Source organism: Streptomyces sp. NPDC026673, assembly GCF_040638135.1.
In the GTDB taxonomy this organism is placed as follows: domain Bacteria; phylum Actinomycetota; class Actinomycetes; order Streptomycetales; family Streptomycetaceae; genus Actinacidiphila.
Genome location: NZ_JBEZXR010000002.1, coordinates 241772 through 254106, shown reverse-complemented (window position 1 = coordinate 254106; position 12335 = coordinate 241772). Strand labels below are relative to the sequence as shown.

Below are 12335 nucleotides of genomic sequence, written 5' to 3'. Positions count from 1 at the left end.
CGGAGAAGCGAATGATCAACCACTTGGAACGGCTGGCCTTGCTGCTGCCTCCACCCTCAGTCCAGGTTGCCGAGCCGCCGTGGGAGCAGTCGCCGGCAGAGGTGGGATTCAGCTTTCCCTCGGACTACCGGGCGTTCGTAGACAGGTATGGCGGTGGCTACGCCAGCACCCCGGATTCGCTGAGGTCGTACGTACTTGCGCCATCCTCGGTTCCTCTCAGGCCCAGTGCCATTGTTGGTTTCAGGGGCTTCGTCGACTGGCACGTTTCTGAGATCGCCCCCATGTTCGAAGGGTGGGACAAGGACGAGTGGGGCGGCACCTTTTACCCCATGTATCCAGAGCCGGGAGGTTTGCTCACATGGGGCGAGAACGAGGCTGGTGACCTGTATTGGTGGCTGACCGAGGGGGACGACCCGGATGCATGGCCGGTCGTCATGTGGGCGCGCGGTCCGGCCACGACCTATCGGTTCGACTTCGGCATGGTCCGGTTCCTTCATTCCATGGCCAGCGGCGTATACCCCACTCCCGACTGGATGCACTCTCCCCAGACACGCTGGACCTTGACGACGGACTGGCTACACCGGTGCCTGAATACCTCTGCTGGACCCGCTTAGCCCCCTGAACAGGCCTGTTACGGGTTTCTCTACCTCATCAAGGCACCCGGCGTCGCTCACGCTCCGCCGGGCGCGCGGCCCGCGTCCGGCCGCGCCCACGCTCCTGCCTCCGTCCCGCTCGGCACGGCCGTCCGCCGCCGCGCGCCAGCAAGGTAGGCCCAGGGCATGAGGTGAGAACCGCGGTGGCCGGGGCGGCCGGCTCCGCGACTTTAGGCAGCCGCCCTGGGGCGAGCCTCGAAGATCGGGGCCCACATCGGGCTATTGCGGGCAGGCAAGGAGCCAGCCCGATTCGCGGCCAGCGTACGGGCCCCGATCTCTCGCCCCAGGGCAGCTCCCGCCCAAAGTCGCTCCGCCGACCTCAGTAGATTGCGTACGCCAAGTCGTCGTGAGATCCGGAGATTGCATGAAGACGATCAAGGACTTCGTTTCCGTCCTCGGAGCGCCAATCCGACAGGCAGAGCGTCCCTTGATAGAGGACATCGCATCCTCATGGTCGGTGCCGCTGCCGGACGACTTCGCGGAGATCGCAGGCGCCTACGGGGACGTCGTCATCTCAGAGTTCATCCTTCTCTGCGGATCACGGTCACTGCAGCCCTACAGCAGCCAGATGGGACGTCTCCTAGCAGAGAATCCCAAAGTGCCCCACCCGGTGCTCCCCACGCCGAACGGCGCTTTGCTCTGGGGCAATACGATCGAGGGAGACCAACTGTTTCTCGTGCCCCGTGCGAACGGCCAGTGGACCGTCTCCGCCTTCCGCCGAGGCTGGGGCGACTGGCACGACACAGACCTCGGATTCAGCGACTGGCTCTATCTTGCGCTGACCGGAAAGACCGCTACCGACTGGCTACCTGAGTGGGAACCCCTGCCTCACCCCCTCGAAATCATCGATTGAGCCGCTGCCGTGCAACACGCCCCGTGCCACTCCCGTGCCAGAACGGACGGGGATTCACGGGGAACCGGGGTACTCCGGAGGACGTGACGTCGCACCCCACCCAAGGCAGGGAACCTGCAGGTCACGACTGTGATCGCCCCACCTCGCTCCTAAAGCGGTGATCCCGAGGGCGCCGGCGTCTCCTCATGCTGGAGTCGCTAGGCTCGGACTCGTGAGCGAAGACGCCCCACTAATAGCGAACTACCGCGTCCACGTCGTGCCTGTGGTCTTGGCTCTGGCCAATCCCCCGTGGCAGCGGGAAGTGTGGCTCGACCCATCGAAGTTCGAGAACTTGGACCATGTCTTCCACACCCTCTTCGATGACTTCTGTGACGCCGACGAGCCTGAGCGGTACCTCGGCGTCAGCCTGAGAACTCAGGAAGAGGTCGTCCTGATGAGAGAGCTCGGTGTCGCGCTCAACGCCGCAGCGCACGAGGCGACCAACGACACCGACGCGGAATATCTCGCGTCAGCCGCCTGGCCGGAAGTCGTGGCCGTCGCCGGACGCCTTGCCCAGGTCATGGTCACAAACGACCTGAGAGAGCTCGCTGCAATGCACGATCCCGAGCCGAGGCATGGGCCGACCACTAGCCGTCATCCTGAGCGACAGGATTGAGTGTCTAACTGCGTGACAACGCCGACATACAGTGGAGGACAAGCGCGGACACCTGCGGACCATCGCAGCAGGTGAGAAGTGCACCGGCCGCTGGTCGAGCGCCCGGCCGAGTTGCTTCGGGACGAAGAGGCCGTGGGTTCAAATCCCGCCACCCCGACTTCGTAGATGCAGGTCAGGGCCGGTTTCCTCACTGAGGAAACCGGCCCTGCTTGCTGTTGAGTGTCTAAGTGAGTGCCCACGGCTTCGGCTCGCGCTTGAAGATGCCGTCCATCACGACCGCCCCTGTCTGAATCACGGGGCGGATCTGCTTCCGGTGGACCTCCTCAGTGACCGCCGTCCCCGAGTGGCCGACCAGGCGCGAGATCTCCTCCAACGGCACCCCCGTGGTCCGAGAGCAGGGACACGAAGCTGTGACGCGGCTCCCGGGGCGTCCACGGTGCCCTGGTCGCGGCCTGCCACGTAGGCCATGACCTCGGTCTTCGTCTTTCCGCCGGCCCGCCATCATGGGGTGCCGAGGGAAACCCTCTGTGGCTGGGGCGGTCGGCTTCGCGGCTTCACACGGCCACCATGGGGCGAGCCTCGAAGATCGGGGCCCACATCGGGCTACTGCGGGCGGGCAGGAAGCCGGCCCGATTCGCGGCCGGCGCACCTTCATCGCACCCACCTCTCCGCCTCGCGGGAGGCGGGGGTTGTCCGATGCCCCATTGTGATGCGCGGGTGTACAACCCCGTGCGGATGCCGGCTGTCTGTAAGGCGCTGGAGGGATGGCCTTCGGCGCCTTTCCGTAAGGAGATTGGGGATCAGGTGGGGAAGGTCTGGAGAGCCGTCGTAGCCGGTGGTGCGGCGGCGGCGTTCACAGCCGTGGCCGCGGCGCCGGCCTCGGCGGCCGAGGGTGGGGCTTCGTTCACCCGTGTCCAGGTGAACGGCGGCAAGCCGATTGTGATCGGGGTGTCGAAGGAGGTCGCGGTGCCCGTCTCCTTCCGGATGGCGACCACTCACAAGTGGAAGTGGCCGGCGGTGTTCCTGTACCGGGGTGGTGCGGGTGATCGGCTGTGGCACGCCATCGAGACGAGCGACTGCATCAAGGTGAGCTCGGGCGTCTGCGACATCAACGAGACGATGTTTTTCGACCCGAGCGTGTGGGACATGCGCAACAGCGAGGCCGGGGCCTGGAAGGTCGGGGCCGAGGTGTACTTCGAGGGCGGCGGTGGTGACACCGACGACAAGGGTTTGACGGTCCACGTCAAGCGCAACTCCCGCCTGACCGTCAACGCCTCGCCCGAACCGGTGTCCAAGGACAGGACCATCACCGTGACCGGAAAGGTCACGCGGGCCAACTGGGAGACCAGGAAGTACGCCTCCTACGGAGGCCGCCTGGTGAGCCTGCAGTTCAAGCCTGCCGGCACCGCCTCCTACACCACGGTGAAGAAGGTGTACGCGAACGGCTCGGGCGATCTCAGGACGACCGTGAAGGCCTCCAAGACAGGTACGTGGCGCTGGGTGTACTACGGCAACACCACCACCGGACCGTCGACGTCGTCCGGGGACAACGTCGTAGTGAAGTGATGTCCGCGGTGCCGGCGGACTGGTGGGGGCCGAGCCTGCGGCAACGGCTGCGACGGCAAAGGCGTCGGGTCCGCGGCGATCGTGGCGGTACCGGTGGCCTGGCCCAATATTGCTTGGGGACGAAGAGGCCGGGCTCAAATCCCGCCACCCCGACTTCGTAGATGCAGCTCAGGGCCGGTTTCCTCACTGAGGAGACCGGCCCTGCTCGCTTCTGGTGTCCCCGTGAGTCTTCGGATCGCTCCCGACGATCCCGCCCGTGATCACCGCTCCTCTCCGGATCACGGGGCGGATCTGCCCTCGGAACCGTCGGGAGTGATCGCACCCTTCCGAACCCGTGCGGCACGGCCCCTAGGATCGGCCCATGACGTCACCTCAGGCGGATGCCGCGTAGGTCCCCGCGCGAGATCAGGGCCACCGCGCTCGACGGGCAGGGCGGCGGTGGGGTGAGCACGCTGCTCATCAGTGCGTGCCCCGGGCAGCCGGTATGCGCCGCCGTTCACACGTACCTCTTCGTCGACGGACTCGACATGGTCGCGCGCAGCGACGGCGGCATGGCCGGCCTCGATCCCCGGCGGCTGCTCCGCCCGGGCGGACCGCTCTACCCGACGGACGTGCCGTGCCAGGTGGAGATGGCAGCCCAGGAGCTGCCCGAGCCGGGGCCGGGCAGGCTGACCATCCGGGTCCGGCTGCGGGGTGAAACGGTCATCTGGTCCGATCTGATGTACCCGGGCCTCGATGGAGGGGCCGTCGAGGAGGTTCGCTTCCGCCTGGACCAGTACCTGGGGGAGGTCGGGCGAGCGTACGCGGCGTGCCGAGACCGACCCGGATCCCCGGCCGGCTGAGATCATCCTCGGGTGGCAGACGCACAACTCCCCCCTGGGTGGACCCTTCAGCAGATCCGCGACGTGTCCGGGGACCAAGAGGCTGCCGTCCTCGAGGCAAACCGGGCGGTGAAGTGGGTCGCCCTTGATGGCGGAGCTGACGAAGTGCTGCATCCGGAAATCATTCTCGGGTTCCGCGGCCTGGCCCTCGTGAGGGCCGTCCAGGACGACGACTGGTACATGGGCGACCTGCACGGCGACGGCAGCATCGCCTGTTGGGCAATCTACGACGATCTGAACAACGCGCTGCGCGGTCTGTAGAGGCGCGCCGGACACCGCACGAGGCGGCCAACCACACCCCGGACCTCTTGGTCCCGGCTTGCGCCTCCACAAGGCGACGCCGCACGAGCCAGGGTGGACCGGGGTTCTCCGGTCACCGTGTACCCGAACCCTTGGCAGACCTCGCCGACCGCATCGCGCTCGCGTGGGACTTCCTGGTCATACAGCACGTCAGTAGGCTCGCGAAGTGACAGACCACGGCATTGAGCTGCCCTTCTTCCGACTGCACGTCGTACCGGCGGTCCTGGCACTCGCGACCCCGTCATGGCAACGCGATGTCTGGTTGCGGCCGGAGGAGTTCGAGGATCTGGACTACGTGATCCACGTCCTCTTCGACGATTTCTGCGACGCAGGCGATCCCGTCTCATGGCTGGGCAAGAGCCTGCGCACGCAGGAGGAGGTCACGCTCATGAAAGAACTGGGTGACGCCTACTCCGTCGTGCAGAATCAAGTCGGCAGCAGTGCGCCTGATCAGGACTACCTGGGCAGTCCGGAATGGGCTTCGGTGGTCGCGATCGCTGCCAGGCTGGCTCAGGTGATGGTGACCAACGACCTGCAGGCCGCCGCTCTCCTCCACGAGGAACAGTCTCAGCAGGGCACAGACCGCCAAAGCTCCTCGCGCCCGTGAGTCAAACGGCCTTGGCGACCGCTCATCACCGGGCCAGGCGTCCAGTACCTCACTCCACACCGGCGATTCCGCGTCGGCGCGGCCGGTGGCGGGCCGGAATCTTGATCCGGGGAGTGAGCGGGGGTTCAATCGGCGCATGCCTGAGAACCGCGTCGACTTGGGAGTCGTGACGGCGCCGTCCGGTGTTCTCGTGCTGGGAATGGCCTCTTGGATCGACTACTGGCCCCGGCTCGGCGGCTCCTTGTCCCGGCGGGCAGCCGCGGCGGCGTCCTCGGGGGGCGGGCACGTCCATGAGTGGCTGTGCGAGATGGTCGCCGTACCCGCCGCCGTGGACGTGCCGTTGACGGTGCGGGCCGGCACGGCCGCCTCGCCCTTCGACGGGGGGCCGACGATCGCGACCCTCGAGATCGATCTCGGCCTTCCATGGAGCAGTGCCGCGGAAGGCGACGGGCCGAAGGCCATCGGGGACCTGCCGGTGGACCCGTGTGGCATGGTGCTCGGCGACGCGATCGCCCTGGACTCCTGGACGGGGGACGGCCGGCCGTCGGACGACGGGCTGGCCGACGTCACCTACTGGGGCGGCTACGCGGATGCCGCCCAGCGCGAGTTCGGCGGCGAGTTCATCCCCCGGCACAACAGCCGCGTGCGCGGATGGCTCGACCTGCCCCTTGAGGAGGCCAAGGCGATCGGCGGCTCCCTCAGAGCCTGGTCGGGGGACGAGCAGGGCAGGGGTGTCATGGTCGCGGTCGAAGAGCACACCGACTTTCACCGCTTCAGCCGCGCGAGCCGGGCCCATCCCCTGCTTGTCGGTGCCGTCGAGGTCGCCGGCTGCCCGGTGATGGGTATCGGCTGGGACAGCGGGGATCACTCGATCAGGCATCGCGGCGAACGACGCTTCGGACACGTCTATCCCGTGACACTGGAACGCGATCACGAAGGCCGGACGGCGCTTCGTTGGACCATCCCGCCGTACGTCCCCGGCGGCGGAACGGCCTGACGGACGGAACGGGAGACGAGGGAAGCGACATGGGACGGATCGTGCTGGGGAACGCTGTGACGTCGTTCCTCGTGGCCGCGGTGGGCGTGCTGGGGTGGGCGCTGCTCGACGACGGGCCGATCTGGGGGCCGATCAGGGTCGGCGTGTTGATGTTCGTGCTGCTCACGGTGGTCGGGTCGGTCCGGGAGTGGCAGCGTTCCCGGAGGCCCCGGCGGTAGGGGCGGCCGCCCGCGCGCGGGGCGGCGCCGCGGATGTCGCCGGTGTCAGTCGCAGACCGTGCCGACGGGCGGGAGGCCGCCCTCCGTCAGGTAGTGGTCCACGGCGTCGTCGATGCAGGTGCTGCCGCGGTGGTACGCGGTGTGCCCGTCGCCGTCGTACGTGAGGAGCCGGCCGGAGTCGAGCTGGCGGGCGAGGGACCGGGCCCACGGATACGGGGTGGCCGGGTCGCGGGTGGTGCCGACGACGAGGATCGGGGCGGCTCCGGACGCGGCGATGGGATGCGGGGCCTGGGTCGCCGGGACCGGCCAGTGGGTGCAGAGCACCAGGAACGTCGCCAGGGACTCGCCGAACTGGGGCGAGGCGGCCAGGAACGCCGGCAGCGCGGCCTGGGCCTGCGCGCTGGAGAAGCGGGCGCCGAGGGTGGAGCTCAGGCAGTCGATGGCGAGGAGGGCGTCCGCGGCGTTTCCGGAGCCGTTCTCGTCCGTGTCGGCGAACTGCTGCAGACTGCCGATGTCACCGGCCAGCACCTGGCGGAGCATGGTGCGCAGTTCCTCCCAGGAGGCTTCCCGGAGCGCGGTGATGACCGCGGTGACGAGATCCTCCCCGGTGATGGTGATGTCCTTGCCGTGGCGCAGCGGGGTGCGGTCCAGCCGGTCCCGCAGGGTGTTCAGGACACGGCCGGCCTCGTCCACGGTGTGGCCCACCGGGCAGTCGGGGCGGGCGGCGCAGTCGGCGGCGAAGGACTCCCAGGCCAGTTGGTAGCCGGCGGTGCTCTCCAGGTTCTCCCGGTAGCCGTCGAGCGCGGGGTCGATGGCGCCGTCGAGGACCATCCGGCCGACCCGGGAGGGGAAGAGCTCGGCGTAGGTGGCGCCCAGGTAGGTGCCGTAGGAGTAGCCGAGGTAGTGCAGGCGCTTGTCGCCGGTGAGCGCCCGCACGACGTCCATGTCGCGTGCCGCGTCGGGGGTGCCGAGGTGGGGCAGCAGCCGGCCCGCGTACTTCTCGCAGGCGTCGGCGAGTTCCTCGAACGCCTCGTAGGAGTCGGTGATCTCCGTCGCGTCGCCGGAGAGCCGCAGGCCGAAGCCCATGGGGGTGGCCGCGGTGTCGGTGGCGCAGTCCACGGGGGTGCTGTACTGCACGCCGCGCGGGTCGAGGGCGACCAGGTCGTACGCGGAGCGCATGGCCGGGGAGAAGGTGCCGACGGCGGCCACCAGGTAGTCGATGGCGGACTCGCCGGGGCCGCCGGGGTTGACCTGGAGGGTGCCGACGCCGGCGCGGCCGTTGCCCGTGGCCCTCACACGGGCGGCGGTCAGGTGGATGTCGCCCGCCTGCGGGTGGGCGTAGTCCAGGGGCACCGTCACGGTGGCGCACTGGAAGTCGGGCACGTCCTGGCACGCCTTCCAGTCGAGCCGCTGCTCGTAGTAGCGCCGCAGTTCCTCGGGCGCGCCGGCCGTGGGGTCCGTGCCGCCGGGCTCCCGGGCGGCGGCCGCGGCGGCCGCCAGGGCCGCGGCCCGCGGCTGCTGCGGGCGAGGGGTGGCGCAGGAGGCGGTCAGCACCAGCCCGCAGGTGCTCAGCACCGCGAGCGCGCCGCGCAGCCCGCGCCGGGATATCCCGCCGGAGCCGATGCGGCCGGTGCCAGTGGTGCGACCGGTGCGACCCGTACGGCCGGTACCGGTGGTGGTGCCGCCGGTGCGACCCGTACGGCCGGTACCGGTGGTGGTGCCGCCGGTGCGACCCGTACGGCCGGAGCGACCGATGCGGCCGGTGCCGGTGGTGCCGCCGGTGCAGCCGGTACCGCCGGTGTCTCGGACAGCGATCATCGCCACGCCTTCCTCGTGCGCCCTTGTGACGGGGGCTGCCGGACGGGGCTTCGTGGCGCGGGTCGGGGAGCGGTTCCCGGGATCGGGCCCGGGGGCGTCCCGTCCGTCGAGCCGTGGTCCGGGGTCGTGTCGCGGAGCGGTCGACCCCCCGTGACTCCGCTGCGTCACCACCTCATCACACATCGTGCCGGGCGGCGGCCCCGGCTGGGCCGAACGCGTGAACCGCCGGGGCACCCGGAAGGGTTCAGCGGGGTGCGTAGGCGACGCGCTCGAAGGGCCAGGCGCGGGCCAGCCAGTCGGAGACGACGCGGTGGAGTTCGGCGTCCAGATCGGCGTGGTCGGCGCTGACCCAGGAGCGGACGTCGACGACACCGGGCTCGCCGCGGGAGCCGTAGACGTACACACAGCCGATGACGTCGCCGCCGGGGACGGACAGCACGGTGTAGGTGAAGCCGGTGCGCCGCTCGAAGTCCTCCGCGTGCCTGCGCAGGTCGTCGAGGTTGGCCTCGAGGGTCATCCCGTCCGGCGGCGGCCAGGAGCGCCCCTCGAAGCCGGGGGTGGCGCGGATGTGGTCGATGCCGGACATCCAGGCGGCGTGGTCGGCGGCGTTGTGCTGCGGGCCGAGGGGCTCCAGGCGGAATCGCCCGGTCGCGGGCGGCGCCGGAAGGGGGAAGTCGGCTGCGACGAGGGGCTGTTCGGGGGCGGTCATGGCGCGAGGGTACCCGCGCGGTGTCCGCGGGGCGCCCGGGATCTCGTCAGGCCGCCGCCCGGCGTGCGAAGGTGTGGCCATGGGTGTCGAGTTCGTGGTCTTCATGACGCTTCCGGGACTGGTGATCCTGCTGATCGGGGTGGCGTTCGCCGATCAGCTGCTACGGGCCGTCGGGTGGGGCGGACGGAGCGGGCAGGTCTCCTCGACGGGCTTCGAGCAGCTGCACGCGAGCTTCTCCCCCGGCAAGCGGAACGAGTTGGACGAGCGCCGGGCGACGCTGATGCTGCGCGACGAGGAGGGCGACGGGGCGCCTCCGCGGTCGCGGGTGGACCTGGGGCGCGGGACGGCGCGGATCGTCGTTCCGGGGCCTGATCCCCGCGGGTGACGACGGCCACGGTCCGCGGCGGGGCACGATCGGGTTTGATGGTGGCATGAGCGACGTCATGGCTGGTATGCCGGATTGGGAGAAGCGCTTCCGGGCGCCACGCGTCGGACTGCCTGAGTGGGCGGAGGACGCCCCCCATCGCAGCCTGTTCGTGTCGAATGCGACGGGTACCTACGAGCTGTACGCGTGGGACCGGACGACCGGAGCGCAGCGGCAGGTCACGGATCGGCCGAACGGCACGTCGGACGGGACGCTGACGCCGGACGGCGCGTGGGTGTGGTGGTTCGCCGACACCGACGGCGACGAGTTCGGGGTCTGGATGCGGCAGCCCTTCGAGGGCGGACCGGACGAGCCGGCCGCGCCCGGCCTGGAGCCCTCGTACCCCGCGGGGCTGGCGCTGGGCCGGGGCGGGCTGGCGGTGGTCGGTCGCTCCACCGACGAGGAGGGCACGACGATCCATGTCGTGCGCCCCGGGGCGGAGCCGGTGGAGATCTACCGGCACGAGGAGTCGGGCGGGGTCGGCGCGCTGTCGGAGGACGGCACGCTGGTCGTCGTCGAGCACACCGAGCACGGCGACGCGATGCACTCGGCGCTGCGCGTCGTCACGGCGGAGGGCACGACGGTCGCCGAGCTGGACGACAGCGAGGGCGGCACGAGGGAACTGGGCCTGGAGTGCCTGGGGTTCGCGCCCGTCCCCGGTGACGGCCGGCTGCTGGTGGCGCACCAGCGGCGCGGCCGCTGGGAGCCGATGGTCTGGGACGTCACGGCGGGCACCGAGACCGCGCTGGGGATCGACCTGCCGGGTGACGTCGCCGCGGAGTGGTACCCGGACGGCACCGCGCTCCTGGTGGTGCACTCCTACCGGGCCCGCAGCGAGATCTTCCGCTACGAGCTGGCGAGCGGGGAGCTGACCCGGCTGGACACCCCGGCGGGCTCGGTGAGCGGCGCGACGGCCCGTCCCGACGGCACGGTGGAGTTCCTGTGGTCGTCGGCGGCGGCGCCCTCCGAGGTGCGGTCGACGACGGGCGCGGTGGTGCTGGAGGCGCCCGGCGAGCGGGCCCCGGGCTCGCTGCCGGTGGAGGACGTGTGGGTGGACGGGCCGGGCGGCCGGGTGCACGCGCTCGTCCAGCGGCCCGCGGAGGGTACGGGCCCGTATCCGACGGTCTTCGAGATCCACGGCGGGCCGACCTGGCACGACTCGGACGCCTTCGCGGCGGGCCCGGCGGCCTGGCTCGACCACGGCTACGCGGTGGTGCGGATCAACTACCGCGGTTCCACCGGCTACGGCCGGGAGTGGACGGACGCGCTCAAGCACCGCGTCGGCCTGATCGAGCTGGAGGACATCGAGGCGGTCCGGGCGTGGGCCGTGGAGTCGGGCTTCGCCGACCCGGCCCGCCTGGTGCTGTCCGGCGGCTCCTGGGGCGGCTTCCTGACGCTGCTGGGGCTCGGCACCCGGCCCGAGCTGTGGACGGTGGGCCTGGCGGCGGTGCCGGTCGCGGACTACGTCACGGCGTACGGCGACGAGATGGAGGCGCTGAAGGCGCTGGACCGCACCCTGTTCGGCGGCTCCCCCGAGGAGGTCCCGGACCGCTACGAGGCGTCCTCGCCGATCACGTACGTGGCGCGGGTCAAGGCCCCGGTCTACATCTCGGCGGGCCTGAACGATCCGCGCTGCCCGATCCGGCAGATCGACAACTACGTCGAGCGGCTGGCGGGTCTGGGCAAGACTCACGAGGTCTACCGCTACGACGCCGGGCACGGCTCGCTCGTCGTCGACGAGCGGATCAAGCAGCTACGACTGGAGCTGGACTTCGTCCGGCGCCACCTCGGCGGCTGAGGCCGGAGCGGGCCCCGCCTCCGGGGCGAGGCCGAGCTCGGCGTCCCGCCGGGTCTCGGCCTCGCGCCGGACGAGCCGGAACCACATGAAGACCACGAAGCCGGCGAAGACGAACCACTCGCCGGTGTAGCCGAGGTTCTGGAATGCCTTGAGGTCGAGCCCGGTGCCGCTCGGCGCGACCGGCGGCACGGCCCGCAGCGGCGCGCGGACGTCCTCGGTCTGGGTGATCCAGGCGCCGTAGACCTGGTACGGGACGAGGTTGACCAGGGACGCGGCGCTGATGATCCCCAGCTGCCCCTCGGGGAGCCCTCCGTGGCCGATCGCGCCGTCGGTGTCCGCGCTCTCGGAGGCCTGCAGCGCCCCGGTCACGGTGACCTCGCCGGCGGGCGGGGCGGGTACGCCGGCGGCGGACGCGCGGCCCGCCTCGCCGGGCAGCCAGCCGCGGACGACGGGCAGGGCGGCCGCGCCGTCGCCGATCCGCAGCGGGGTGAGCACGTAGTAGCCGGTGCGTCCGTCGAGCTCCCGGCCGGGGACGAGGAACTGGTGCGCGGTGTCGTAGCGGCCGGTGGCCCGTACCGTGCGGCCGGCCGTCTCGATGGTGAGCGCGGAGGTCGCCTCCGGCAGCAGCCGGTCCAGTGGCGCCGCGTCGCGGGCGGCGGCGGCCGCAGGCGCGCTCTTGGCGGCGCGGTGGCCGTCCACGCGGGCCTCGAACCGGCTCAGCTGCCAGCTGCCCATGAAGGTGCAGAACACCACGGCGCACACCATGAAGAGGTGCCCGCCCAGCCAGCGGGGGGACAGCAGAAACCGGTACACGGCGTCAACGGTACGGGGCGCCCGGCCGTCGCCCGGAACCGCC

General features: G+C 70.6%; 14 protein-coding genes and 1 pseudogene. 11 read left to right on the top strand and 4 right to left on the bottom strand.

Going from position 1 to position 12335, the window contains the following annotated elements; genetic code table 11:
* Positions 1-11 precede the first annotated feature (11 nt).
* The 3 genes from AB0F62_RS02755 (at position 12) to AB0F62_RS02745 (ending at position 2161) form a co-directional block, all read left to right on the top strand.
* Positions 12-614 (top strand): SMI1/KNR4 family protein, encoded by a 603-nt coding sequence (locus tag AB0F62_RS02755; RefSeq protein WP_361791382.1) that lies wholly within the window; start codon positions 12-14, stop codon positions 612-614.
* Positions 615-1017: 403 nt separating this feature from the next.
* Positions 1018-1506, top strand: coding sequence for a hypothetical protein (locus AB0F62_RS02750; protein ID WP_361791380.1), 489 nt, complete (start codon positions 1018-1020; stop codon positions 1504-1506).
* Positions 1507-1717: 211 nt separating this feature from the next.
* Complete coding sequence (locus AB0F62_RS02745; RefSeq protein ID WP_361791378.1) at positions 1718-2161, top strand: hypothetical protein; 444 nt, start codon at positions 1718-1720, stop codon at positions 2159-2161.
* 223 nt (positions 2162-2384) lie between these two features.
* Here the strand turns inward: AB0F62_RS02745 and AB0F62_RS02740 are convergent.
* Positions 2385-2595: pseudogene (locus AB0F62_RS02740) on the bottom strand (site-specific integrase); the annotation flags it as partial.
* 370 nt (positions 2596-2965) lie between these two features.
* On the opposite strand from AB0F62_RS02740, the gene AB0F62_RS02735 reads away from it, so the two are divergent.
* The 6 genes from AB0F62_RS02735 (at position 2966) to AB0F62_RS02710 (ending at position 6730) form a co-directional block, all read left to right on the top strand.
* On the top strand, positions 2966-3727 hold the full coding sequence (locus AB0F62_RS02735) for a hypothetical protein (protein WP_361791376.1): 762 nt from the start codon (positions 2966-2968) through the stop codon (positions 3725-3727).
* Between the two features lie 380 nt (positions 3728-4107).
* Positions 4108-4569, top strand: coding sequence for a hypothetical protein (locus tag AB0F62_RS02730; RefSeq protein WP_361791374.1), 462 nt, complete (start codon positions 4108-4110; stop codon positions 4567-4569).
* A 12-nt stretch (positions 4570-4581) separates the two neighbouring features.
* On the top strand, positions 4582-4869 hold the full coding sequence (locus tag AB0F62_RS02725; RefSeq protein ID WP_361791372.1) for a hypothetical protein: 288 nt from the start codon (positions 4582-4584) through the stop codon (positions 4867-4869).
* A gap of 205 nt (positions 4870-5074) precedes the next feature.
* Positions 5075-5515 carry a hypothetical protein gene (locus tag AB0F62_RS02720; protein ID WP_361791370.1) on the top strand — a complete coding sequence of 147 codons (441 nt, stop codon included), beginning with the start codon at positions 5075-5077 and terminating at the stop codon, positions 5513-5515.
* Between the two features lie 136 nt (positions 5516-5651).
* Positions 5652-6512, top strand: coding sequence for a hypothetical protein (locus AB0F62_RS02715; RefSeq protein ID WP_361791368.1), 861 nt, complete (start codon positions 5652-5654; stop codon positions 6510-6512).
* A 29-nt stretch (positions 6513-6541) separates the two neighbouring features.
* Positions 6542-6730, top strand: a complete 189-nt coding sequence (locus AB0F62_RS02710; RefSeq protein WP_361791366.1) for a hypothetical protein — start codon at positions 6542-6544, stop codon at positions 6728-6730.
* 45 nt (positions 6731-6775) lie between these two features.
* On the opposite strand, the gene AB0F62_RS02705 is transcribed toward AB0F62_RS02710, so the two are convergent.
* Together AB0F62_RS02705 and AB0F62_RS02700 are read right to left on the bottom strand one after the other, a co-directional pair.
* Positions 6776-8548: an alpha/beta hydrolase gene (locus AB0F62_RS02705; RefSeq protein ID WP_361791364.1), complete on the bottom strand. Its 1773-nt coding sequence runs from the start codon at positions 8546-8548 to the stop codon at positions 6776-6778.
* A 244-nt stretch (positions 8549-8792) separates the two neighbouring features.
* A complete protein-coding gene (locus tag AB0F62_RS02700) occupies positions 8793-9257 on the bottom strand; it encodes an N-acetyltransferase (protein WP_361791362.1) in 465 nt (154 codons plus the stop codon).
* A 79-nt stretch (positions 9258-9336) separates the two neighbouring features.
* On the opposite strand from AB0F62_RS02700, the gene AB0F62_RS02695 reads away from it, so the two are divergent.
* Positions 9337-9642, top strand: a complete 306-nt coding sequence (locus AB0F62_RS02695; RefSeq protein WP_361791360.1) for a DUF6191 domain-containing protein — start codon at positions 9337-9339, stop codon at positions 9640-9642.
* 46 nt (positions 9643-9688) lie between these two features.
* Positions 9689-11479, top strand: coding sequence for a prolyl oligopeptidase family serine peptidase (locus AB0F62_RS02690; protein ID WP_361791358.1), 1791 nt, complete (start codon positions 9689-9691; stop codon positions 11477-11479).
* On the opposite strand, the gene AB0F62_RS02685 is transcribed toward AB0F62_RS02690, so the two are convergent.
* Complete coding sequence (locus tag AB0F62_RS02685; protein ID WP_361791356.1) at positions 11435-12292, bottom strand: SURF1 family protein; 858 nt, start codon at positions 12290-12292, stop codon at positions 11435-11437. The genes AB0F62_RS02690 and AB0F62_RS02685 overlap by 45 nt on opposite strands.
* Positions 12293-12335: the final 43 nt, after the last annotated feature.

Coding starts and splice junctions, on each gene's coding strand:
- AB0F62_RS02700 (WP_361791362.1), bottom strand. CDS start 9,257: ATGACCGCCCCCGAACAGCCCCTCGTCGCAGCCGACTTCCCCCTTCCG.
- AB0F62_RS02730 (WP_361791374.1), top strand. CDS start 4,108: ATGCCGCGTAGGTCCCCGCGCGAGATCAGGGCCACCGCGCTCGACGGG.
- AB0F62_RS02715 (WP_361791368.1), top strand. CDS start 5,652: ATGCCTGAGAACCGCGTCGACTTGGGAGTCGTGACGGCGCCGTCCGGT.
- AB0F62_RS02705 (WP_361791364.1), bottom strand. CDS start 8,548: ATGATCGCTGTCCGAGACACCGGCGGTACCGGCTGCACCGGCGGCACC.
- AB0F62_RS02695 (WP_361791360.1), top strand. CDS start 9,337: ATGGGTGTCGAGTTCGTGGTCTTCATGACGCTTCCGGGACTGGTGATC.
- AB0F62_RS02690 (WP_361791358.1), top strand. CDS start 9,689: ATGAGCGACGTCATGGCTGGTATGCCGGATTGGGAGAAGCGCTTCCGG.
- AB0F62_RS02710 (WP_361791366.1), top strand. CDS start 6,542: ATGGGACGGATCGTGCTGGGGAACGCTGTGACGTCGTTCCTCGTGGCC.
- AB0F62_RS02755 (WP_361791382.1), top strand. CDS start 12: ATGATCAACCACTTGGAACGGCTGGCCTTGCTGCTGCCTCCACCCTCA.
- AB0F62_RS02750 (WP_361791380.1), top strand. CDS start 1,018: ATGAAGACGATCAAGGACTTCGTTTCCGTCCTCGGAGCGCCAATCCGA.